20 protein-coding genes are annotated in these 22,322 nt (G+C 65.2%); 13 read left to right on the plus strand and 7 right to left on the minus strand.

Annotated elements, in window-relative coordinates; genetic code table 11:
* Positions 1-57: 57 nt before the first annotated feature.
* Together F6X42_RS09035 and F6X42_RS09040 are read left to right on the plus strand one after the other, a co-directional pair.
* Positions 58-402 (plus strand): type II toxin-antitoxin system RelE/ParE family toxin, encoded by a 345-nt coding sequence (locus tag F6X42_RS09035; protein WP_187633876.1) that lies wholly within the window; start codon positions 58-60, stop codon positions 400-402.
* Entirely contained in the window at positions 399-731 is a 333-nt protein-coding gene (locus F6X42_RS09040) for a helix-turn-helix domain-containing protein (RefSeq protein WP_187633877.1), read from the plus strand. Before F6X42_RS09035 ends, F6X42_RS09040 begins: the two co-directional genes overlap by 4 nt.
* Before the next feature lie 54 nt (positions 732-785).
* Here the strand turns inward: F6X42_RS09040 and F6X42_RS09045 are convergent, their stop codons facing one another.
* The gene (locus F6X42_RS09045) at positions 786-1,340 is read right to left on the minus strand and encodes a cob(I)yrinic acid a,c-diamide adenosyltransferase (RefSeq protein WP_187633878.1); all 555 of its coding nucleotides are present in this window, start codon (positions 1,338-1,340) and stop codon (positions 786-788) included.
* Between the two features lie 262 nt (positions 1,341-1,602).
* On the opposite strand from F6X42_RS09045, the gene F6X42_RS09050 reads away from it, so the two are divergent.
* The 6 genes from F6X42_RS09050 (at position 1,603) to proC (ending at position 8,728) form a co-directional block, all read left to right on the plus strand.
* Positions 1,603-3,021 carry an FAD-linked oxidase C-terminal domain-containing protein gene (locus F6X42_RS09050; RefSeq protein WP_187633879.1) on the plus strand — a complete coding sequence of 473 codons (1,419 nt, stop codon included), beginning with the start codon at positions 1,603-1,605 and terminating at the stop codon, positions 3,019-3,021.
* 48 nt (positions 3,022-3,069) lie between these two features.
* Positions 3,070-4,563 (plus strand): FAD-linked oxidase C-terminal domain-containing protein, encoded by a 1,494-nt coding sequence (locus F6X42_RS09055; RefSeq protein ID WP_187633880.1) that lies wholly within the window; start codon positions 3,070-3,072, stop codon positions 4,561-4,563.
* A 182-nt stretch (positions 4,564-4,745) separates the two neighbouring features.
* Complete coding sequence (gene glcE, locus F6X42_RS09060) at positions 4,746-5,834, plus strand: glycolate oxidase subunit GlcE (RefSeq protein ID WP_187633881.1); 1,089 nt, start codon at positions 4,746-4,748, stop codon at positions 5,832-5,834.
* 8 nt (positions 5,835-5,842) lie between these two features.
* The gene (gene glcF / locus F6X42_RS09065) at positions 5,843-7,069 is read left to right on the plus strand and encodes a glycolate oxidase subunit GlcF (protein WP_187633882.1); all 1,227 of its coding nucleotides are present in this window, start codon (positions 5,843-5,845) and stop codon (positions 7,067-7,069) included.
* Positions 7,070-7,105: 36 nt separating this feature from the next.
* Complete coding sequence (locus F6X42_RS09070) at positions 7,106-7,828, plus strand: YggS family pyridoxal phosphate-dependent enzyme (RefSeq protein WP_187633883.1); 723 nt, start codon at positions 7,106-7,108, stop codon at positions 7,826-7,828.
* Positions 7,829-7,912: 84 nt separating this feature from the next.
* Positions 7,913-8,728: a pyrroline-5-carboxylate reductase gene (gene proC, locus F6X42_RS09075; RefSeq protein ID WP_187633884.1), complete on the plus strand. Its 816-nt coding sequence runs from the start codon at positions 7,913-7,915 to the stop codon at positions 8,726-8,728.
* A gap of 69 nt (positions 8,729-8,797) precedes the next feature.
* On the opposite strand, the gene ubiA is transcribed toward proC, so the two are convergent.
* From ubiA to recG, 6 genes are all read right to left on the minus strand, one after another.
* The gene (ubiA, locus tag F6X42_RS09080; RefSeq protein ID WP_187633885.1) at positions 8,798-9,661 is read right to left on the minus strand and encodes a 4-hydroxybenzoate octaprenyltransferase; all 864 of its coding nucleotides are present in this window, start codon (positions 9,659-9,661) and stop codon (positions 8,798-8,800) included.
* A gap of 186 nt (positions 9,662-9,847) precedes the next feature.
* Entirely contained in the window at positions 9,848-10,342 is a 495-nt protein-coding gene (locus F6X42_RS09085; protein WP_187633886.1) for a Dps family protein, read from the minus strand.
* A gap of 154 nt (positions 10,343-10,496) precedes the next feature.
* Positions 10,497-10,661 carry a hypothetical protein gene (locus tag F6X42_RS09090; RefSeq protein ID WP_187633887.1) on the minus strand — a complete coding sequence of 55 codons (165 nt, stop codon included), beginning with the start codon at positions 10,659-10,661 and terminating at the stop codon, positions 10,497-10,499.
* A 29-nt stretch (positions 10,662-10,690) separates the two neighbouring features.
* Complete coding sequence (locus F6X42_RS09095; RefSeq protein WP_187633888.1) at positions 10,691-12,145, minus strand: catalase; 1,455 nt, start codon at positions 12,143-12,145, stop codon at positions 10,691-10,693.
* A gap of 413 nt (positions 12,146-12,558) precedes the next feature.
* Positions 12,559-13,518, minus strand: a complete 960-nt coding sequence (locus tag F6X42_RS09100; protein ID WP_187633889.1) for a LysR substrate-binding domain-containing protein — start codon at positions 13,516-13,518, stop codon at positions 12,559-12,561.
* Positions 13,519-13,621: 103 nt separating this feature from the next.
* Entirely contained in the window at positions 13,622-15,970 is a 2,349-nt protein-coding gene (recG, locus tag F6X42_RS09105; RefSeq protein WP_187633890.1) for an ATP-dependent DNA helicase RecG, read from the minus strand.
* A 190-nt stretch (positions 15,971-16,160) separates the two neighbouring features.
* On the opposite strand from recG, the gene queA reads away from it, so the two are divergent.
* From queA to secF, 5 genes are all read left to right on the plus strand, one after another.
* Entirely contained in the window at positions 16,161-17,219 is a 1,059-nt protein-coding gene (queA, locus tag F6X42_RS09110; RefSeq protein ID WP_187633891.1) for a tRNA preQ1(34) S-adenosylmethionine ribosyltransferase-isomerase QueA, read from the plus strand.
* A 114-nt stretch (positions 17,220-17,333) separates the two neighbouring features.
* Entirely contained in the window at positions 17,334-18,533 is a 1,200-nt protein-coding gene (gene tgt, locus F6X42_RS09115; RefSeq protein WP_187633892.1) for a tRNA guanosine(34) transglycosylase Tgt, read from the plus strand.
* Between the two features lie 196 nt (positions 18,534-18,729).
* On the plus strand, positions 18,730-19,059 hold the full coding sequence (gene yajC / locus F6X42_RS09120; protein WP_018419452.1) for a preprotein translocase subunit YajC: 330 nt from the start codon (positions 18,730-18,732) through the stop codon (positions 19,057-19,059).
* Positions 19,060-19,175: 116 nt separating this feature from the next.
* Positions 19,176-21,269, plus strand: coding sequence for a protein translocase subunit SecD (gene secD, locus F6X42_RS09125; protein ID WP_187633893.1), 2,094 nt, complete (start codon positions 19,176-19,178; stop codon positions 21,267-21,269).
* Positions 21,270-21,287: 18 nt separating this feature from the next.
* The gene (secF, locus tag F6X42_RS09130; RefSeq protein WP_187633894.1) at positions 21,288-22,238 is read left to right on the plus strand and encodes a protein translocase subunit SecF; all 951 of its coding nucleotides are present in this window, start codon (positions 21,288-21,290) and stop codon (positions 22,236-22,238) included.
* Positions 22,239-22,322 lie beyond the last annotated feature (84 nt).

Raw genomic sequence — 22,322 nt, forward strand, 5'->3', positions numbered from 1 at the left:
TTCGCACGACTTGACCGGGTTGGAGGATGCGTATAAGATTTTATACATGAGGTGGCGATGGAGCAGCAAAAGGAAATTCGCTGGTTAGGCTCCAGCTACCGTGATTTGCTCGCTTTTCCCGACGAAGCGCGTCGTCTCGCAGGGTTTCAGCTTCACAAGATTCAGTCAGGACTCGACCCCGACGACTGGAAACCGATTGACTCGATCGGCGCGGGAACGCGCGAAATTCGCATCAGAGACGAAGACGGCATTTTTCGCGTGATGTACGTGACCAAATACGCCGAAGCGCTGTACGTGCTGCATTGCTTTCAGAAGAAGACGCAGAAGCTCGGCCCGCACGACAGAAAAATTGTCGAAACGCGCTACCGCGCCATCATCCATTACAGGACCACCCAGCCATGACGATCGACACCAACATTCGTCACGTAACGCGAGCCGGCGCGAACGTGTTTGTCGAACTCGGTTTTTCCGCCGAGGAAGCGAAGCGTCTTCACGCGGCGTCGCAAAAACAGATCAACGACACGCGGCTGCTCAAGGAACAGCTGATGACCGAGCTGTCCACGTGGATCGAACAGCATCATCTGAGGCAGGCCGAGGCGGCTGAAATTCTGATGGTGTCGCGCCCGCGCGTGTCCGACGTCGTCAACAAGAAAACCACCAAGTTCACGATCGACACGCTCGTGGAAATGCTCAGCCGTATCGGCAAGCCGGTCACGCTCGCCGTCGGTTGAGCGTCGGCTCGTGCAGAGCACCGTGCGTGTCGATACGCGCATGCGCGTCGCCATTCACGGCGCGCCGCGATCGTGCTGCCACAGCACGTCGGTGCCGCCGTCCGCGCGATTGAGCACGCGCGCCAGCACGAACAACAGATCGGACAGCCGGTTCACGTATTGACGCGGCGCCGCGTTCAGCGCCTCGTGTTCGCCGAGCGCGACGATCGCGCGCTCCGCTCGGCGGCAAACGGTACGGCACACGTGCGCGAGCGCGGCCGCGCGCGAACCGCCCGGCAGAATGAATTCCTTCAGCGGCGGCAGCGCGGCGTTGTAGTCGGCGAGCCAGCCGTCGAGCTGTGCGAGATGCTGGTCGGTAAGCATCGTGTGGCCGGGAATGCAGAGCTCGCCGCCAAGATCGAACAGGTCGTGCTGGATCGCGACCAGCGCCGCGCGCACGTTCTCGGGCAGCTTCTCGCACAACAGCACGCCCAGATTCGAATTGAGTTCGTCGATGTCGCCGATCGCGGCGATGCGCGTGCTGTCCTTGCGCACGCGGCGGCCGTCGCCGAGACCGGTGGTGCCGTCGTCGCCGGTGCGAGTGGCGATCTTGCTGAGGCGATTGCCCATGATATCTCCCATGCATTCGGTGGCGATGCGGCCACCACGTTTATCCATATTGCTCGCATCGCGAAATCGCCGCCATTATATGAGCGCTAGTCGGCGCCGCGCCGGCTGGCGGCGTAAAATGAAACACCTGCTGCAAACAGGCTGCACCTAAAGCAACTTTCACGAGACCGGAGCAAGCGCTGTAGCGCTAAACCGATCGAGCTAAAGCATGGGACCGGAGTAAGCGCTGTAGCGCTAACTCCGGTCGACACAGGAGACATGCGTGAACCATCCCGTGCCGCCGGCACCGCTGCGCCGGCCGTTTCCCGCCGGATTGCTGAACCAGCTCAAAGCCGCTTTCGGCGATCGGGTCTCCGTTGCCGAAGCCGTGCGTGCGCATCACGGCCGCGACGAATCGCCATTCGATCCGCAACTGCCTGACGCCGTCGTGTTCGCGCGCACGACCGAAGACGTGCAAACCGCGGTCAAGCTGTGCGGCCAGTTCGATGTGCCGATCATTCCGTACGGCAATGGTTCGTCGCTCGAAGGACATCTGCTTGCGGTGCAAGGCGGCGTGTCGATCGATCTGTCGGAAATGAACCGCGTGTTGTCGATCAACGCCGAAGACCTGACCGTCACCGTCGAGCCCGGCATCTCACGCAAGCAACTGAACGAAGCACTGCGCGACACCGGCCTGTTCTTCCCGATCGATCCGGGCGCGGACGCGAGCATTGGCGGCATGTCGGCCACGCGCGCGTCCGGTACCAACGCCGTGCGCTACGGCACGATGCGCGAGAACGTGCTCGGCCTGACGGTGGTGCTCGCCGATGGCCGCGTGATCAAGACCGGCTCGCGCGCGCGCAAGTCGTCGGCGGGGTATGACCTCACGCGCCTGTTCGTCGGCTCGGAAGGCACGCTCGGCGTGATCACCGAAATCACGGTGCGCCTGTATCCGCAGCCGGAGGCGGTGTCGGCCGCGGTGTGCACGTTCCCGTCGATGGGCGATGCGGTGCGCGCGGTTATCGAGACGATCCAGATCGGCGTGCCGATCGCGCGTGTCGAGTTCGTCGATTCGCTGGCGATCCGCTCGATCAATCGCCATTCGAATCTGACGCTGCGCGAAGCACCCACGTTGTTCTTCGAATTTCATGGCACCGAGGCGGGCGTCAAGGAACAGGCCCAGCTCGTGCAGGAACTGGCCGCGCAGAACGCCGGTGAAGGCTTCGAATGGGCGACGCGCCCCGAAGACCGCAGCCGTCTGTGGAACGCGCGTCACAACGCCTATTTCGCGATGTTGCAACTGAAGCCCGGCTCGCGCGCGGTGACCACCGACGTCTGCGTACCGATCTCGCGTCTCGCGGAGTGCGTGGTCGAAACGGAGCAGGATCTGTTGGCCTCGCCGCTGCCCTGCCCGATCGTCGGCCATGTCGGCGACGGCAACTTCCACGTCGCAATCCTGATCGACCCGAACAAGCCCGAGGAACTCGAGGAAGCCGAGCGCCTGAACCATCGCATCGTGCAGCGCGCGCTGCGCATGGACGGCACCTGCACCGGCGAGCATGGCATCGGCCTGCACAAGATGGGCTTTCTACTCGAGGAGCATGGCGACGTCGCGGTCGACACGATGCGCTCGATCAAGCACGCGCTCGACCCGCGCAATCTGATGAACCCGGGCAAGATCTTCGCGTGGGCGGCGGCCTGACCGACGTTGCGAAGGCTGGCCGCGGCAAGCCACGAGGAGACAACTCACATGAACGCACCCGCTGAACTGTCGGCCGAAGTCCTCGCGCAGCGTCAGCGCGAAGTCGTGCAGGCGCTGATGGCCGTGTTGCCGACCCACTGTCTGCTGTATCGCGAGGAAGACACCGTCGCGTACGACTGCGACGGCCTCGCCGCGTACCGGCGTCTGCCGCTCGCGGTCGCGTTGCCGGAAACCGAATCACAGGTGCAGCGCATCGTGCAGATCTGCCATCGCCTCGAGGTGCCCATCGTGCCGCGCGGTGCGGGCACCGGGCTGTCCGGCGGCGCGATGCCGATCCGGCTCGGCGTGGTGGTGTCGCTCGCACGCTTTCGCAAGATCGTCGAGGTCGACCCGTACGCGCGCATCGCGACCGTGCAACCGGGCGTGCGCAATCTGGCGATCTCCGAGGCCGCGGCACCGTACGGCCTCTACTATGCGCCCGACCCATCGTCGCAAATTGCGTGCACGATCGGCGGCAACGTGTCCGAGAATTCGGGCGGCGTGCATTGCCTGAAGTACGGCCTCACCGTGCACAACGTACTGCGCGTGCGAGCGGTGACGATGGAAGGCGAAATCGTCGAATTCGGCTCGCTCGCGCCCGACGCGCCGGGGCTCGATCTGCTCGCGGTGCTGATCGGCAGCGAGGGCATGTTCGCGATCGTCACCGAGGTCACCGTCAAGCTGATCCCGAAGCCGCAAACGGCGCAGGTCATCATGGCCAGCTTCGACGACGTCGTCAAAGGCGGCGACGCGGTCGCGGGCATCATCGCGGCGGGCATCATTCCGGCCGGCCTCGAGATGATGGACAAGCCCGCCACGCGCGCGGTCGAGGAGTTCGTCAACGCAGGCTACGATCTCGACGCGGCGGCGATCCTGCTGTGCGAATCGGACGGCACACCCGAGGAAGTCGCGAACGAGATCGTACGCATGACCGCGGTGCTGCGCGAGCACGGCGCGACCCGTATCCAGATTTCGCGCACGGAAGCGGAGCGCCTACGCTTCTGGTCCGGGCGCAAGAACGCGTTTCCGGCCGCCGGCCGCATCTCGCCGGACTATTACTGCATGGACGGCACCGTGCCGCGCCGCAGTATCGGGCCGCTGCTCGCGCGCATCGAGGAGATGGAAAAAACGTACCAGTTGCGCTGCATCAACGTGTTCCATGCCGGCGACGGCAACATGCATCCGCTGATCCTGTTCAACGGCAACGACAAGGACGAGTGGCACCGCGCCGAGTTGTTCGGTTGCGACATCCTCGAAGCTTGCGTCGAGCTGGGCGGCACGGTGACGGGTGAGCATGGCGTCGGCATCGAGAAGATCAATTCGATGTGCGTGCAGTTCTCGCCCGAGGAGCGCGATACGTTCCACGCGGTCAAGCGGGCCTTCGACGCGCCCGGCCTGCTGAACCCCGACAAGGGCATCCCGACACGGGCGCGCTGCGCCGAATACGGCAAGATGCACGTGCGCGGCGGGCTGCTGCCGCATCCGGAGCTGCCTCGCTTCTAGCGGCTGGCGTCGGCATTGCGCATCCGCCGCACGCCGCGCGCGCTGATGCTGGCGCGGCGTGCGCGGCGCCTCGCTCCGTCCCCTTCAGACCGATGCTCCGCGCCCCGTCATGCGGGTGCGCTCCGGCTTGCCAGCGAGCCGCCGCCCGGTACAATCAAACGACACACAACGAGCAGGACACCATGGAAGAGGACGACATCGTCGCCGGATGGTCCGAACGCGTGCGTTCGGCCAGCGCCGAGGGAGGCGCGGTGCGCATCCGCGGCGGCGGCACCAAGGACTGGTATGGTCAGACGCTGGAAGGTGAGATCCTCGACACGCGCGCTTATCGCGGCATCATCGCGTACGATCCGGCCGAGCTCGTGATCACCGCGCGCGCGGGGACACCGTTGCTGGAAATCGAAGCCGCGCTCGCCGAGCACGACCAGATGCTGCCGTTCGAGCCGCCGCACTTCGGTCCGCAGGCCACCTTCGGCGGCTGCATCGCCGCGGGTATTTCGGGGCCGCGCAGGCCGGCCGTCGGCGCCGCGCGCGACTTCGTGCTCGGTGCCGTCGTGATGAACGGCCAGGGCCAGGTGCTGCGCTTCGGCGGCCAGGTCGTCAAGAATGTCGCGGGCTACGACGTGTCGCGGCTGCTCGCGGGCTCGCTCGGCACGCTCGGGTTGATCCTCGAGCTATCGGTCAAAGTGCTGCCGCGGCCGCAGGCCGAAGCCACGCTGAAGTTCGACATGAACGGCACCGACGCGGTACGCAAGCTCAACGAATGGGGTGGCCGGCCGCTGCCGATCACCGCGAGCGCATGGCGCAACGGCACGCTCGCGGTGCGCCTGGGCGGCGCGGAAGCCGCGGTCAAGTCCGCGCGCACCGGGCTCGGCGGCGAAGTCGTCGATGCGGTCGAAGCCGAACGCTTCTGGGCCGGACTGCGCGAACAGACCGATTCGTTTTTTGCGGGCATTCCGCCGAAGGCCGCGCTGTGGCGTCTCGCGCTGCCGTCGATCACCGAGCCGCTGCAACTGCCCGGCGCGCAACTGATGGAATGGGGCGGCGGCCAGCGCTGGTGGATCACCGACACCGACGCACAAACCGTGCGCATCAGCGCGAAGCAGGCCGGCGGCCACGCGACGATCTTCCGCAGCGGCCAAGGCTACGACCGCAGCGCCGGCGTATTCACACCGCTGCCCGCGCCGCTGATGAAAATCCATCGCGGCCTCAAACACGCATTCGACCCGGTCCGCATATTCAACCGCGGCCGTCTCTACCCCGACTTCTGAGCGATGCGATGCAAACCAACCTCGCGGACTTCATTCGCAATACGCCCGATGGCAACGAAGCCGACGCCATCCTGCGCAAGTGCGTGCATTGCGGCTTCTGCACGGCCACCTGCCCGACCTATCAACTGCTCGGCGACGAGCTCGACGGCCCGCGCGGGCGCATTTATCTGATCAAGCAGATGGTCGAAGGCGCGCCGGTCACGCGCAGCACGCAGGTTCACCTGGACCGCTGCCTCACCTGTCGCAATTGTGAGTCGACCTGCCCGTCGGGCGTGCAATACGGGCGGCTCGTCGAAATCGGCCGCAAGCTCACCGAAGAGAAAGTCAAGCGTCCGCTCAATCAGCGGCTGATGCGGCGCCTGCTCGCGAGCGTGCTGCCGAACAGCGCGATCTTCACGCCCGCGATGCGCTTGGGCCAGCACGTGCGCGGCCTGCTGCCGAAGAAACTGCGCGACAAGGTGCCCGCGCGTCAACGCCCGCTCGAATGGCCGAGCGCGCAACACGAACGCAAGGTGCTGATGCTCGCGGGCTGCGTGCAGCCGTCGATGATGCCGAACGTCAACATCGCGACCGCGCGCGTGTTCGACGCGCTCGGCATCGAAACGCTGGTTGCGCCCGAAGCCGGCTGCTGCGGCGCGATCCGCCTGCACCTCGGCTACCACGACGAGGCGCTCGACGACCTGCGCGCGAACATCGACGCATGGTGGCCCTACGTCGAACAGGGCGTTGAAGCGATCGTGATGAACGCGTCGGGCTGCGGCGCGACGGTCAAGGAATACGCGCACCTGCTGCGCCACGATCCCAACTATGCGGAGAAAGCGCGCCGCATCGTCGAACTGACGCGCGACGTCTGCGAGATCCTGCCTGAGTTCGAGGCGCAGCTTGTCGCGATCACGCGCCGCCGGGCCGTGCACACGGTCGCATTTCATCCGCCCTGCACGCTGCAGCATGGGCAGCAGATCCGCGGCAAGGTCGAGCAACTGCTCGGCGCGCTCGGCCTCGAAGTGCGCCTGCCCGCCGACAGCCATCTGTGCTGCGGCTCGGCCGGCACCTACTCGCTGCTGCAGCCGCGCCTGTCGTACGCGCTGCGCGATCAGAAACTCGAGCGTTTGCAGGCGCAGGAGCCGCAGGTGATCCTGTCGGCGAACGTCGGTTGCATCGCGCATTTGCAAAGCGGCACGTCGACGCCGGTCGCGCACTGGATCGAACTGGTCGAGCACATGCTGTCCGTATAATCGGGACATCGTCTTCGCTGAACACCGGTTCGTTCCATGTCCGATCTGCCTCACCGTCTCGCCGAGCACCTGGCTCTCAATCTCGCCGACGTTCACGAGCGCATCGCCCGAGCCGCGCAAGCGGCCGGCCGCGACGCGCAGTCCGTGATGCTGCTCGCGGTCTCCAAGACGTTTCGCGCTGATGCGGTGCGCGCCGCTCGTGCGGCCGGTCAGCGCGCATTCGGCGAAAACTACGTGCAGGAAGCGCTCGACAAGATCCAGACGCTCGCCGATCTGCGCGCGTCGCTCGAATGGCACTTCATCGGGCCGCTGCAATCGAACAAGACGCGGGCCGTCGCCGAGCATTTCGACTGGGTACATTCGGTCGATCGGCTGAAGATCGCGCAGCGACTGTCGGAACAGCGCCCCGACGACCTGCCGCCGCTCAACGTGTGCCTGCAGGTCAACGTCAGCGGTGAAGCGTCAAAGAGCGGTGTCACGGTCGGCGACGCGGCCGCCGTCGCGCAACAGATCGCCGCGCTGCCGAAGCTGAAGCTGCGCGGACTGATGTCGATCCCCGAACCGCTCGGCGATCTGGACGCGCAACGCGCGCCGCATCGCCAATTGCGCGTGCTGTTCGAGCGCTTGCGTGTCGACGGACTTGCGCTCGATACGCTGTCGATGGGCATGTCGGCCGATCTCGAAGCAGCCGTGCTCGAAGGCGCGACGATCGTCCGCATCGGCACCGCGATCTTCGGCGCGCGCGATTACTCGCGCTGAGCATTTGCACGGGCGTCGCGCGAGCCTGGCCGCGCGACGCCCTCACCGCATTTCCGCATCTCAACTGAACCTGTCCTGACCATCATGAAAATTGCGTTTATCGGCGGCGGCAACATGGCCGCGGCGTTGATCGGCGGCCTCATCAAGCGGGGCGTGGCGCCCTCGGACCTGTACGCGGTCGATCCGAACGAAGACGCGCGCCAGCGCAACCAGCAACAGTTCGGCATCCGCACCGGCGTGGCCGCCGACGGCGCGCTCGCTGATTACGACGCAGTCGTGCTCGCGGTAAAGCCGCAGATCCTGAAGAGCGTCGCCGGGACGGTGGCGCCGCATCTGCGCGCGTCGCAACTCATCGTCAGCATCGTCGCGGGCATTCGCATCGGCGACATGTCGCGCTGGCTCGACGGCCACAGCCGCATCGTGCGCGTGATGCCGAATACGCCGGCGCTGATCGGCATGGGCGTGACGGGTCTGGTCGCAAGCGGCAGCGTCGACGAAGCGGGTCGCGCGCTCGCGTCGCAGGTGCTCGGCGCGGTCGGCGAAACCGTCTGGTTCGATGACGAAGCGAAGATCGACGCGGTGACCGCGATCTCGGGCAGCGGGCCGGCCTACGTGTTCTATTTCATCGAAGCGCTGCAGGAAGCCGCGCGCCAGCTCGGCATGGACGAAGCGCAAGGCCGCGCGCTCGCGGTCGCGACGTTCACGGGCGCCGCGCAACTCGCGGCCAATTCCGACGAGCCGCCGAGCGTGTTGCGCGAGCGCGTGACATCGAAGGGCGGCACGACCGCGGCGGCGCTCGCCTCGTTCGACGCGAGCGGTATCAAGGATGCAATCGTGCGCGGCGCGCTGGCCGCCGACGCGCGGGCGCGCGAAATGGGCGACGAGTTCGGCAAGCAGTAACGCGAACCGGCGTCGAAAAGAAACGGCGGAAACAGCAGCGGTCTGAAGCCCGCAAAGCGCTGACGCGAATTAAAGCGAAGCCAGCACGTAATGCGCGGCTATCCCGGCGAACAACGCGCCGCCGAGCCAGTTGTTGTGACGGAACGCGGCGAAGCACGGCATGCGCTCGCGATGGCGGATCAGCGTGTAGTGATAGATCGCGCAACCCACTGCGACCGCCCAGCCGAGCCAGTACAGCAGACCGAACCCGAGCGTCACGCCGATGCCGACGTAAATCCCGAGCGTCACCGCATAGCACAGCATGACCGCGGTCACGTCGAAGCGGCCGAACGTCAGCGCCGACGTGCGGATGCCGATCTTGATGTCGTCGTCGCGATCGACCATCGCGTATTCGGTGTCGTACGCAACGGCCCAGAAGATGTTCGCGATCAGCATCACCCACGCGAGCGGCGGCACGTGATCCTGCACCGCGGCGAACGCCATCGGAATGCCAAAGCCGAACGCGATGCCCAGGTACGCCTGCGGAATCGCAAAGAAGCGCTTCATGAACGGATACGTGCCGGCGACGAATAGCGCCACCACGGACAACGCCTTGGTCAACGCATTGAGCGGCTGGATCAGCGCAAACGCGATCAACGACAGGACCGTGGCCAGCAAAACCGCTTCCCACGCGTTGATCTTGCCGGACGTGAGCGGCCGGTTTTCGGTGCGCTTCACGTGACGGTCGAAATCGCGGTCCGCATAGTCGTTGATCGCGCAGCCGGCCGAGCGCATCAGCACCGTGCCGAGCGTGAAGATCACCAGCAATTGCCACGACGGATGACCGCCGGATGCGATCCACAGTGCGTTGAGGGTCGGCCACAGCAGCAGCAGGCTGCCGATCGGCTTATCCATGCGCACGAGGCGCAGATACAGGGGAAGTCGGGCGAACATGGGACGAATTCGGTGAAGTGCGAACACGGTGCACCTATTTTACGGGAAGCACACGGCGCGCCCGGATTCGCACGGCCGCGCAAAAAACAAAGCCCCCCGTGCAGGGAGGCTTGTGCGTTTTTAGCACGGCGTGGGCGTTGCCCGCGCCGGCATCGGACCTGACTCGACCGGCTCAGTCACGGCAAATCAAGCGAGCAGCGAGCGCAGCATCCACGCGGTCTTTTCGTGCGTCTGCATGCGTTGCGTGAGCAGGTCGGCGGTCGGCTCGTCGTTGGCGGCTTCCGTGGACGGGAAGATTGCGCGCGCGGTGCGCACCACGGCTTCCTGGCCTTCGACCAACTGGCGGATCATGTCTTCGGCGAGCGGCACGCCGTCCGCTTCGGGGATCGACGACAGCTTCGCGAAATCCTTATAGCTGCCCGGCGCATGCACGCCCAATGCGCGGATGCGTTCGGCGATCGAGTCGACCGCGAGCGCGAGTTCGTTGTACTGCGTTTCGAACATCAGGTGCAGCGTGTTGAACATCGGACCCGTGACGTTCCAGTGAAAGTTGTGGGTCTTCAGGTATAGCGTGTACGTGTCGGCGAGCAGACGCGACAGCCCTTCCGCGATCTTCTTGCGATCCTTGTCGCTGATGCCGATGTTGACGTGCTGTACGGCAGCGGCTTCTTTCTTGGCCATGATGACTCCTTCGAAGAGTGATACGAACCGGTCGGCAGATAACGGTCTGCGGAAACAAAAATAAAACGTTCGACAGTGTAGCGTGAAATGCCGCAACGTTTGCGCAACAGGTGCCCGGAAGCCTTGCTGCGCGGCGATTCCGGCGGCACTGCGCTCAGCCGCCCAGCGCATGCTGCAACGCCTGCGCGGCGATCACCGCGAAGCCGCTCGCGACGATCGCAAAACCCACCACCTTACGCAGCATGAACGCCCGCCGTTGCGCCAGCATGCTTCGCGTCGCGGCCGAACCACCGATGCTTGCCATCACCATCTGAATCATGATCGTACTCCCGGTGCGTATCGTGACGCCTAACGATTCCTGCCTTCCTGCAACGCGGCGAGCGCCGCGATCACCCCTTGCGCGTAAGCCGGATCGGCGCGGCGGAAATGCTCGATCTGACGCGCGACGATCTGCTGCGGCACGCCGTCGATATGTCGCGCGATATTGCCGAACAGACGCTCGCGCTGCGCGTCGTCGAACAGCGCGAACAGCATGCGCGGCTGCGTGTAGTAGTCGTCGTCCTCGCGATGCGGGTAACGCTCGACCGCGCCCGCCGCGAGCGGCGGCTCCGACGCGTTGGCGTCCTGCGCGAAGTCGCCGAAGCGATTCGGCTCGTAATTCACGTTGCCGCCGAGATTGCCGTCGGTGCGCATCGCGCCGTCGCGATGGAACGCATGCGCGCCCGGCGCGCGCGGCGCATTCACCGGAATCTGGTGGTGATTGATGCCGAGCCGGTAACGCTGGGTATCGCCGTACGAGAACAGACGCCCCTGCAACAGACGGTCCGGCGAAAAGCCGATACCCGGCACCACATTCGCGGGTGTGAACGCCGCCTGCTCGACGTCCGCGAAATAGTTGGCCGCGTTGCGGTTCAGCTCGATCGTACCGACGTCGATCAACGGATAGTCCTTCTGCGACCACACCTTCGTGATGTCGAACGGGTTGAAGCGGTAATTCAACGCATCCGCTTCGGGCATCACCTGAATCGCGAAGCGCCACTTCGGGAAGTGGCCCGCGTCGATGCTGTTCACCAGATCGCGCTGCGCGCTTTCGCGGTCATTGGCGACCACCTGCGCGGCTTCGGCGTCGGTGAAATTCTCGATGCCCTGCTGCGACTTGAAGTGGAACTTGACCCAGAAACGCTCGTTGTTCGCGTTGATGAACGAGTACGTGTGCGAGCCGAAGCCATGCATCTGCCGGTAGTTCTTCGGAATGCCGCGATCGCTCATCAGAATCGTCACCTGATGCAGCGACTCTGGATGACGCGACCAGAAATCCCACGCGGCGACATTGCTGCGCAGATTCGTGTACGGATCACGCTTCTGCGTATGGATAAAGTCCGGAAACTTCAGCGGATCGCGGATGAAGAACACCGGCGTGTTGTTGCCGACCACGTCCCAGTTGCCTTCTTCCGTGTAGAACTTGATCGAGAAGCCGCGCACGTCGCGCTCGGCGTCGGCCGCGCCACGCTCGCCGGCCACCGTCGAAAAGCGCATGAAAAGCGGCGTTTCCTTGCCAGGCTGCGCAAATACCTTCGCCTTTGTGTAGCGCGAAATGTCGTGCGTCACCGTCAGCGTGCCGAACGCACCCGAACCCTTCGCGTGAACGCGACGTTCGGGAATCACTTCGCGATCGAAATGCGCGAGCTTTTCGAGCAGCCAGACGTCCTGCAGCACGACCGGGCCGCGCGGGCCGGCGGTCATCGAGTTCTGGTTGTCGGCGACGGGCGCGCCGGCGGCATGGGTGAGCTTACGTTCGGACATGGGCACTCCTGCGTGGTTTTTATCGAATCAAAGGGAAAGCGCGCGGCATCCGTGCGTGCCGGACGCCGTCACGGGTAGGCGCGTCAGGCGGCCAGCACCCGGTCGGCCAGCAACGACATGGCAACCGTATGGATACTCGGCGCGGCCGCAGTCGTGGCCGCTTGTGCAGGAAAAGCGTGGATGGGCTGTGAATCCGTTTGCATGGTGTTTTCCTCCTGGCCTGTCTCGCGCCCTGACTCGGGGTCTGGGCGCTGAGCCTTAATCGAATAAGGGGATCGGGCGATCCGTGGAGGAAACTATAGCAACAGCTATCGAATAATCGTATTTGATTAATTTAATCTATTCGATAGGACTTGCGCCCTTGTTGCGACAGGCCGCCCCGGTGTCTGGGGCGGCTGGGGGACGACGGCGACTCAGTTGACGGCGGCAGGCAGATCGAGCTTGTTGACGCCGGGCAGGTCGCAGGCGGCGACTGCGTCGCAGATCGCGTCGATCGCGGGCATGCGCGTGAAGCTCTTGCGCCATGCCAGCACGACACGGCGATCGGGCACCGGCTCGTCGAACGCGACATAGCTGAGCAGGCCCGCGTCGATCCCGCCCGCATGCGGCTTGACCTCGTGCACCGACATGCGCGGCAGCACGGTAATGCCGACGCCGCTTGCGACCATATGACGAATCGTTTCGAGCGACGAGCCCTCGAAGGTCTTCTGGATGCCGTCCGCGTTCTGCGAAAAGCGCATCAGTTCGGGACACACGCCGAGCACATGATCGCGGAAGCAGTGGCCGCTGCCGAGCAGCAGCATGGTTTCCTGCTTCAGATCGTCGGGGTCGATCTTCGGGCGGCTTTCCCACGCGTGACCAGACGGCAGCGCGACGACGAATGGCTCGTCGTAAAGCGGGCGCAGCATCAAACCGGTTTCGGGAAATGGCAGCGCCATGATCGCGACGTCGATTTCGCCCTGCTTGAGCAGCTCGATCAGCTTCAGCGTGTAGTTTTCCTGCAGCATCAGCGGCATCTGCGGCACGCGCCGGATCATCTGCTTGACGAGCGTCGGCAGCAAGTACGGCCCGATCGTGTAGATCACGCCAAGGCGCAGCGGACCGACCAGCGGGTCCTTGCCCTGCTTGGCGATTTCCTTGATCGCAAGCGTCTGCTCGAGCACCCGTTGCGCCTGCGTGACGATCTGTTCGCCGATCGGCGTGACGCTGACCTCGCTGGTGCCGCGCTCGAAAATCTGCACGTTCAGCTCGTCTTCGAGCTTCTTGATGGCCACGGACAGCGTGGGCTGGCTGACGAAACAGGCTTCGGCGGCCCGGCCGAAGTGCCGCTCGCGGGCCACCGCCACGATGTATTTCAATTCGGTGAGCGTCATTCGGGGATCAATCAGTATGAGGGATTTGATAGATTCTAGTTATACACCGATAGGGTCGGTTCGCCAACCTTTTAGCCGTTCCACTTGCGGCGCAGGCTCGCGCTCAGGCTTTCAGATAATGCTCGCGCGCGCCGAGCCAGCGCGCCAGATGCTGGATCACGACGTCCGGATACTGGTCGAGCAGCGTCGCGGCGGCTTCGCGCGCCGGCTCGATCAGGTGCTGATCGTTCTGCAGGTCGGCGAAACGCAGCATCGCCGCGCCCGACTGACGGGCGCCGAGAAACTCCCCGGGCCCGCGGATTTCGAGGTCGCGGCGGGCGATCTCGAAGCCGTCGGTAGTTTCGCGCATCGTTTGCAGGCGGGCGCGGGCGGTCATGGACAGCGGACCGGTGTACAGCAGCACGCAAACCGACGCGGCGCTGCCGCGCCCCACCCGTCCGCGTAACTGATGCAACTGCGCGAGACCGAAGCGTTCCGCATGCTCGATCACCATCAACGACGCGTTCGGCACGTCCACGCCCACCTCGATCACCGTGGTCGCGACCAGCAGCTGGATCTCGTTGCGCGAAAACGCGTCCATCACCGCGGCCTTTTCGGCGGGCGCGAGGCGCCCGTGCACGAGCCCGACCTTCAGCTCGGGCAGCGCGGCCACGAGCGTCTCGTAGGTCTCGACCGCGGTTTGCAGCTGCAGGGTCTCGCTTTCCTCGATCAGCGGACACACCCAGTACACCTGGCGCCCCGTCAGCGCCGCCTCGCGCACGCGGCCGATCACCTCTTCGCGGCGCGCGTCGGACACGAGCTTCGTAAGGATCGGGGTGCGGCCGGGCGGCAATTCGTCGATCGTGGAAACGTCGAGGTCCGCGTAGTAGGTCATCGCGAGCGTGCGCGGAATCGGCGTCGCGGACATCATCAACTGATGCGGCTGGAAGTCGGGCGCGCCGTCGGCGGCGCCTTGCGCCTTCGCTCGCAGCGCGAGCCGTTGCGCGACGCCGAAGCGATGCTGTTCGTCGACGATCACGAGCCCGAGGCGCGCGAACTCGACCGCGTCCTGGATGATCGCGTGCGTGCCGATCACGAGCTGCGCGGTGCCGAGCGCGGCAGCTTCGATCGCGGCGCGCTTCTCCCTGGTCTTCAGACTGCCCGCGAGCCACGCGACGTTCACGCCGAGCGGCTCCAGCCAGCCGCGCAACTTCCGCGCGTGCTGCTCGGCGAGGATTTCGGTCGGCGCCATCAGCGCGGCCTGGTAGCCGGCGTCGATCGCCTGCGCGGCAGCAAGCGCCGCGACGATCGTCTTGCCGCTGCCGACGTCGCCCTGCAACAGCCGCTGCATCGGATGCGGCTGCGTCAGATCGAGCGCGATCTCGCCGCCGACACGCTGCTGCGCGGCCGTCAGCGAAAACGGCAGCGCCTTCAGCAGACGCGCGACCAGCGCCGACTCGTCGCCGAGCTTGCGGCGCGGCATGGCCGGCGCGGCGCGCGTGCGACGTTCGTCGTGCGCGCGCTTGAGCGACATCTGCTGCGCGAGCAATTCCTCGAACTTGATGCGCACCCAGGCCGGATGCGTGCCGTCGATCAGCGCCGTTTCGTCCGACTGCGCGCCCGGATGATGCAGCGTGCGCACCGCGTCCATCAGCGCGGGCACGCCAAGCGGCTCGAGAAACGCGCGCGCGACCGGCGCGGGCAGCAGCTCCGGCAGCGACGTGCGCGCGAGCGCGTTGTCGATCGCCTTGCGCAGATACGCCTGCGATACGCCCGCTGTGCTCGGGTAGACCGGCGTCAGCGCCTGCGGCAGCGGCGTGTCCTCATCGACGACGCGCACGGTCGGGTGCACCATCTCCATGCCGAAAAAGCCGCCGCGCACGTCGCCGCGCACGCGCAGGCGCGCGCCGGGCGCCATCAGCTTGACCTGCGAACCGTAGAAATTCAGAAAGCGCAGCACGAGCTCGTCGCCTTCGGCGTCGCGCAGCTTCACGAGGAGCTGCCGACGCGGGCGATAGGCGATCTCGTTGTCGAACACCACGCCCTCGGTTTGCGCGATGCCGCCGGGCAGCAGGTGAGCGATCGGCGTCAGCGAGGTTTCGTCTTCGTAGCGCATCGGCAGATGCAGCACGAGGTCGATGTCGCGCGTGAGCCCGAGCTTGGCGAGCTTGTCGGCGGTTTTGACGGGGGCTTTGGCTGCGGGTTTGGCGGCGGCCTTCGCCGTGGCTCTGGTTTTGGGCGCGGGTTTGTCGTCGCTCGCGTGGTCGGCCGCGAATTCATCCGGCGGGTCGCCCGCGGCCGCTCCGGTGTGGTCGCCGTCGCGCCCGACATCGTGACCAGCCGCCGTCATGTCGCCATGCGCGCCCCCTTGCGCCTGATCCCGTTGCCTCGCCTCCGCTCGCGCGCCGCGGCGCCGCGGTTCGGCGCCCGCTTCGAGGGTGGCAACGGACGATCGGCGGTCGGACAAAGGCATGGGCTGCTTCGCAAGTACAATATCGGCTTCTGTCGAAAAAAGTCGTGCCGCGCATCGCGCATCCAGCGTGGGCAGGACGCGGCTCTAGGGGCGCGCGGGCCGCTTCGGCGTCCCGCCATCATAGCCGCCCGGCTCCGGCTTCGGCTCGATTCAGTCCCAAATCAGTCCCAACCCGCTTCCAGTCGTTCGCATGTTTACGCTTTCCGATTTCGATTTCGATCTGCCGCCCGAGCTGATCGCGCAAGTCGCGTTGCCCGAGCGCAGCGCAAGCCGTCTGCTCGACGTCGACGCCGCAGGCGCCGCCGACGGCGCCGCGCGCCTGACCGACCGCCGCTTCACCGAGCTGCCCGAGTGCGTCGCGCCGGGCGATCTGCTGGTCTTCAACGATACCAAAGTGCTGAAGGCGCGATTCTTCGGCCAGAAAGCGAGCGGCGGCAGAATCGAAGTGCTGGTCGAGCGCCTGACCGGCGAGCGCAGCGTGCTCGCGCAGATCCGCGCGAGCAAGAGCCCGCAGGCGGGCACGACGATCCGTCTCGCCGATGCGTTCGACGTCACCGTCGGTGAGCGCGTCGATCAGTTCTACACGCTGCATTTCCCCGACGACTGTCTGACGCTGATCGAGCAGTACGGCCGTCTGCCGCTGCCGCCGTACATCGAGCACGACCCCGACGCGACCGACGAAACCCGCTATCAGACCGTGTTCGCGCAGAATCCGGGCGCGGTCGCCGCGCCGACCGCCGGCCTGCACTTCGACGACGCACTGCTCGCCAGGCTCGACGCACATGGCGTCGAACGCGCAACGCTGACGCTGCACGTCGGCGCGGGCACGTTCCAGCCAGTGCGGGTCGAGAACATCGCCGAGCACAAGATGCACAGCGAGCGGTATTACCTGCCGCAAGCGCTCGCGGACAATATCGCCGCGACGAAAGCGCGCGGCAACCGCGTGATCGCGGTCGGCACGACCTCGATGCGCGCGCTCGAAGCCGCCGCGCGCGACGCCGAAGCCGCCGGCCATCCGCTCGCCGCGGCGAGCGCGGAAACCGACATCTTCATCACGCCGGGTTACCGGTTTCGTGTGGTCGACCGGTTGGTCACGAACTTCCATTTGCCGAAGTCGACGCTGCTGATGCTGGTGTCGGCATTCGCGGGCGTCGAGACGATTCGCGCCGCGTATCGTCATGCGATCGACGAGCGCTATCGCTTTTTCAGCTACGGTGACGCGATGCTGCTCACGCGGCGCGATGCCTAACCCAGTGCGGGCACCGTTTCAAGGTATTGGCAATTTTCCTAGCCGCTGCGATCGCTCGTGGCGGTTTTCATTGATTGCGCCGGACTGTTTTCCGGTAGCACAGGAGTGATCCCCATGACCTTTGGTCATCCCTCGCAACAGCCAGGCCACGAGCACCCCCGAAACGACATCAGCGGCCTCAAATTCGAACTGCTCGGCACCGACGGCCCCGCGCGCCGCGGCCGCGTCACGCTCAATCACGGCGTGGTCGAAACGCCGATCTTCATGCCGGTCGGCACGTACGGCACCGTGAAGGCGGTGCAGCCGCGCGAGCTCGAGGAAATGCATGCGCAGATCATCCTCGGCAACACGTTTCACCTGTGGCTGCGCCCCGGCCTCGAAACGATCGACGCGCACGGCGGCCTGCACGGCTTCATGGGCTGGAAAAAGCCGATCCTGACCGACTCGGGCGGCTTCCAGGTGTTCTCGCTCGGCGATCTGCGCAAGATCACCGAGGACGGCGTCACATTCGCGTCGCCGATCAACGGCGACCGGCTGTTCTTGTCGCCGGAGGTGTCGATGCAGATCCAGAAGGTGCTGAACTCGGACATCGTGATGCAGTTCGACGAATGCACGCCGTATGCGACCAACAACATTCCGACCTCGCACAAGGAAGCGGCAGAATCGATGCGCATGTCGATGCGCTGGGCGCAACGCTCGATCGACGAATTCCAGCGCCTCGGCAATCCGAATGCGCTGTTCGGCATCGTGCAGGGGGGCATGTTCGAGGATCTGCGCGACGAGTCGCTCGCCGGCCTCGCCGAAAAAAACTTCCACGGCCTCGCAATCGGCGGTCTGTCGGTCGGCGAACCGAAGGAAGATATGATGCGGATCCTGAACCACATCGGCCCCAGGATGCCGGCCGACAAGCCGCACTACCTGATGGGCGTCGGCACGCCGGAAGACCTGGTGGCCGGGGTCGCGGCCGGCGTCGACATGTTCGACTGCGTGATGCCGACGCGCAACGCGCGCAACGGCTGGCTGTTCACGCGCTTTGGCGACGTCAAGATCCGCAACGCGACGCACAGGAACTCACTGCGCCCGCTCGACGAGCAATGCGGCTGCTACACCTGCCGCAACTTCACGCGCGGCTATCTGCACCATCTGCATCGCGTCGGCGAAATCCTCGGCGCGCAGCTGAACACGATCCACAACCTGCACTACTACCTGGAGCTGATGCAGGAAATGCGCGATGCGATCGAGGCGAAGCTGTTCGACGCATTCCGCAAGCGCTTCCACGAAGACCGCGCGCGCGGCGTCGAACCGTCCTCCTGACGGCCCCGGCAGGCGGATTTCGCGTGCCACACGCCGACAACTTACAATTCACTTTCGCCGGCCAGTGAATTTGTGCCGAATCGGAGCTTTAAACGGTTGATCGCAAAGCCGATTCGCCGCGCCGGCGCGCATCTGGCCGGTGGTAGAATAACCGGCTGATTTTTTTGTTCGTTTGACTGATAACGGAGAGACCAACGTGTCGTTCATTTCCAATGCCTTCGCGCAAGGCGCTGCAGCAGGCGGTATCGAATCCAACCTGATGAGCTTCCTGCCGCTGATCCTGATGTTCGGCGTGCTGTACTTCATCATGATTCGCCCGCAAATGAAGCGCCAGAAGGAACATCGCAACATGCTCGCAGCGATGGCCAGGGGCGACGAAGTCGTGACGAACGGCGGCATCGTCGGCAAGGTGACAAAGGTGGGCGAAGCCTACGTCGGCATCGAAATTTCGGAAGGCACGGAAATCACCGTGCAAAAGGCGTCGGTCACGACGATTCTCCCGAAGGGCACGATCAAGTCGCTGTAAGGCCTGCACTCCTCGCGTCCGGTGCGGCCTCGCCGGCAGTTCATGCACTTCGCTGAACAGCCCGCGCTCATCGCCGGACGCATCGCATCCAAGCCAACCTTCCCGTTGGACCACTCATGAATCGCTACCCCCTCTGGAAATACGCCGTGATGCTGGTGGCTCTGGTCATCGGTCTCGTGTACACGCTGCCCAATCTGTACGGCGAAGCGCCGGCGGTGCAGGTGTCGAGCGGCAAGGCAACGGTCAAGCTCGACGCCACCACGCTCGCGTCGGTCGAAGCCGCGCTCGCGGACAATCAGATCAAGCCGACCGCGATCACGTTCGACAACTCGCAGACCAACGCGAACATCCGCGTGCGCCTGACGGACACGGACACGCAGCTGCGCGTCAAGGATCTGCTGCAGAAGTCGCTCAATAGCGACCCGAACGATCCGCAGTACATCGTCGCACTGAACCTGCAAAGCGCGTCGCCGACCTGGATGACCGCGCTGCGCGCACTGCCGATGTACCTCGGTCTCGACCTGCGCGGCGGCGTGCATTTCCTGCTGCAGGTCGACATGGCCGGCGCCCTGAACAAGAAGCTCGATTCGGACGCTTCGGACGTACGCACGCTGCTGCGCGACAACAACGTCCGCGACGGCGGCGTGAATCGCGTGAACCAGTCGGTGGTGGTGAATCTGGCCGACCAGGCCACGGCGGACGCGGCACTCAAGCTGCTCGGCCGCAGCGTCACCGAACTTCAGTGGGCGTCGCAGCCGAACACCGGCGCGGACGGCGGCGTGCAGCTGGTCGGTACCTTCACGCCGGCCGTGCAGCGCGAGGTGCAGGACGCCGCGCTCAAGCAGAACATCACGACGCTGCATAACCGTGTGAACGAACTCGGCGTGGCCGAGCCGGTGATCCAGCAACAGGGCTCGGACCGCATCGTGGTCGAACTGCCGGGCGTGCAGGACACCGCGAAGGCGAAGGACATCATCGGCCGTACGGCCACGCTCGAAGCGCGTCTCGCCGACCCGGTCAACACGCATCCGAATCCGAACGACCCGGTGCCGCCGGGCGATGAACTCTTCACGCAAGGCAACCAGGCGCCGGTGCTGCTGCGCAAGCAGGTGATCTTCACCGGCGACCGCATCATCGACGCGTCGGCGGGCTTCGACGAGCATCAGCGTCCGTCGGTCAACATCCGTCTCGACTCGGCCGGCGGCCGCGCGGTACGCGCAGTGTCGCGCGACAACATCGGCAAGCCGATGGCGATGGTGCTGTTCGAACGCGGCAAGGGCGAAGTGCTGACGGTCGCAACGATCCAATCGGAACTCGGCGACCGCTTCCAGATCACCGGCCAGCCGACCCCGCAAGCGGCCGCCGACCTCGCGCTGCTGCTGCGCGCCGGCTCGCTCGCCGCGCCGATGGAAATCATCGAGGAACGCACGATCGGCCCGAGCCTCGGCGCCGACAACATCAAGAAGGGCTTCCACTCGGTCGTGTGGGGCTTCGCGGCGATCGCCGTGTTCATGATCGCGTATTACATGCTGTTCGGCGTGATCTCGATGATCGGCCTGTCCGTGAACCTGCTGCTGCTGGTCGCGGTGCTGTCGATGCTGCAGGCCACGCTCACGCTGCCGGGTATCGCCGCTATCGCGCTCGCGCTCGGTATGGCGATCGACGCGAACGTGCTGATCAACGAGCGCGTGCGCGAAGAGCTGCGCAACGGCGCGCCGCCGCAACTGGCTATCCAGAACGGCTACGCGCATGCATGGGCGACGATTCTCGACTCGAACGTGACCACGCTGATCGCCGGCCTCGCGCTGCTCGCGTTCGGCTCGGGTCCGGTGCGCGGCTTCGCGATCGTCCACTGTATCGGCATTCTGACGTCGATGTTCTCGGCGGTGTTCTTTTCGCGCGGCATCGTCAACTTTTGGTACGGCGGCAAGAAGAAGCTGAAGTCGCTGTCGATCGGCCAGGTGTGGCGTCCGCAAACGGCGGCGGCAGGCTCGGCCGCGTATGTTGGCAACAGCCTCGGCGGCAACGACGCCGCGACCGACACCGCCCAGGCCATCGCCACGGCGAAGGCAAGCGCGAAGGCTAGCCGAAAGGCACCGGCCGCGCCTGGCGCGCAGGGTCGCGCCAAGCCGACCGTGCGCCGTCGCAATTCGCCAGGTACGCCGACGTCGAATGACTCGACGCCGCAGAAACCGGGTTCATCCCGCTGAGTCCCGGAGAACTAGACCATGGAATTTTTCCGTTTCCGTAAAGACATTCCGTTCATGCAGCGCGCGTTGATCTTCAACGCGATCTCGCTGATCACCTTCCTCGCCGCCGTGTTCTTCCTCGTGCATCGGGGGCTGCATCTGTCGGTGGAATTCACCGGCGGCACCGTGATCGAGGTGCAGTATCCGGGCGCGGTGCCGCTCGACCCGGTGCGTAATACGCTCGGCAAGCTCGGCTATGCCGACGCGCAGGTGCAGAACTTCGGCTCCTCGCACGACGTGCTGATCCGTCTGCCGCTGAAGGCCGGCTACACGTCCGCGCAGCAGAGCGAGCAGGTGATGGGCGCGCTGAGGGCCGACACCCCGCAAGTGCAGTTGCAGCGCGTCGAGTTCGTCGGCCCGCAGGTCGGCAAGGAACTCGCCACCGACGGTCTGCTCGCGCTCGCGTGCGTGGTCGCCGGTATCGTGATCTACCTGTCGTTCCGCTTCGAATGGAAGTACGCGGTAGCCGGCGTGATCGCCAACCTGCACGACGTCGTGATCATTCTCGGCTTCTTCGCGTTCTTCCAGTGGGAGTTCTCGTTGTCGGTGCTGGCCGCGGTGCTCGCGGTGCTCGGCTATTCGGTCAACGAGTCGGTCGTTATCTTCGACCGGATTCGCGAGACCTTCCGCCGCGAACGCAAAATGACCGTGATCGAAGTGATCAACCACGCGATCACCAGCACGATGTCGCGAACCGTCATCACGCACGGCTGTACGCAGATGATGGTGCTGTCGATGTTCCTGTTCGGTGGCCCGACGCTGCACTACTTCGCGCTCGCGCTGACGGTCGGTATTCTGTTCGGTATCTACTCGTCGGTGTTCGTCGCCGCGGCGCTCGCGATGTGGTTCGGCGTCAAACGCGAAGACCTGCTGAAGGACAAGAAGGAAAGCCACGACCCCGGCGATCCGAACGCGGGCGCGCAGGTTTGATGCGCGCGTAGTCGCTGAGGATTGCGCAAATAAAAAAGGCCGGTTCATTACGAACCGGCCTTTTGCGTTTACCTACACCGTCGT

Origin of the sequence: Paraburkholderia podalyriae (assembly GCF_014397785.1) — a bacterium.
In the GTDB taxonomy this organism is placed as follows: Bacteria; Pseudomonadota; Gammaproteobacteria; order Burkholderiales; family Burkholderiaceae; genus Paraburkholderia; species Paraburkholderia podalyriae.

Excerpts from the sequence above, each read along its gene's own strand:
- F6X42_RS09040 (WP_187633877.1), top strand. The coding sequence starts at position 399 with ATGACGATCGACACCAACATTCGTCACGTAACGCGAGCCGGCGCGAAC.
- F6X42_RS09035 (WP_187633876.1), top strand. The coding sequence starts at position 58 with ATGGAGCAGCAAAAGGAAATTCGCTGGTTAGGCTCCAGCTACCGTGAT.
- secD (WP_187633893.1), top strand. The coding sequence starts at position 19,176 with ATGAATCGCTACCCCCTCTGGAAATACGCCGTGATGCTGGTGGCTCTG.
- queA (WP_187633891.1), top strand. The coding sequence starts at position 16,161 with ATGTTTACGCTTTCCGATTTCGATTTCGATCTGCCGCCCGAGCTGATC.
- glcF (WP_187633882.1), top strand. The coding sequence starts at position 5,843 with ATGCAAACCAACCTCGCGGACTTCATTCGCAATACGCCCGATGGCAAC.
- F6X42_RS09095 (WP_187633888.1), bottom strand. The coding sequence starts at position 12,145 with ATGTCCGAACGTAAGCTCACCCATGCCGCCGGCGCGCCCGTCGCCGAC.
- F6X42_RS09045 (WP_187633878.1), bottom strand. The coding sequence starts at position 1,340 with ATGGGCAATCGCCTCAGCAAGATCGCCACTCGCACCGGCGACGACGGC.
- proC (WP_187633884.1), top strand. The coding sequence starts at position 7,913 with ATGAAAATTGCGTTTATCGGCGGCGGCAACATGGCCGCGGCGTTGATC.
- tgt (WP_187633892.1), top strand. The coding sequence starts at position 17,334 with ATGACCTTTGGTCATCCCTCGCAACAGCCAGGCCACGAGCACCCCCGA.
- F6X42_RS09100 (WP_187633889.1), bottom strand. The coding sequence starts at position 13,518 with ATGACGCTCACCGAATTGAAATACATCGTGGCGGTGGCCCGCGAGCGG.
- F6X42_RS09085 (WP_187633886.1), bottom strand. The coding sequence starts at position 10,342 with ATGGCCAAGAAAGAAGCCGCTGCCGTACAGCACGTCAACATCGGCATC.
- ubiA (WP_187633885.1), bottom strand. The coding sequence starts at position 9,661 with ATGTTCGCCCGACTTCCCCTGTATCTGCGCCTCGTGCGCATGGATAAG.
- F6X42_RS09070 (WP_187633883.1), top strand. The coding sequence starts at position 7,106 with ATGTCCGATCTGCCTCACCGTCTCGCCGAGCACCTGGCTCTCAATCTC.
- secF (WP_187633894.1), top strand. The coding sequence starts at position 21,288 with ATGGAATTTTTCCGTTTCCGTAAAGACATTCCGTTCATGCAGCGCGCG.
- glcE (WP_187633881.1), top strand. The coding sequence starts at position 4,746 with ATGGAAGAGGACGACATCGTCGCCGGATGGTCCGAACGCGTGCGTTCG.
- recG (WP_187633890.1), bottom strand. The coding sequence starts at position 15,970 with ATGCCTTTGTCCGACCGCCGATCGTCCGTTGCCACCCTCGAAGCGGGC.
- F6X42_RS09055 (WP_187633880.1), top strand. The coding sequence starts at position 3,070 with ATGAACGCACCCGCTGAACTGTCGGCCGAAGTCCTCGCGCAGCGTCAG.
- F6X42_RS09090 (WP_187633887.1), bottom strand. The coding sequence starts at position 10,661 with ATGATTCAGATGGTGATGGCAAGCATCGGTGGTTCGGCCGCGACGCGA.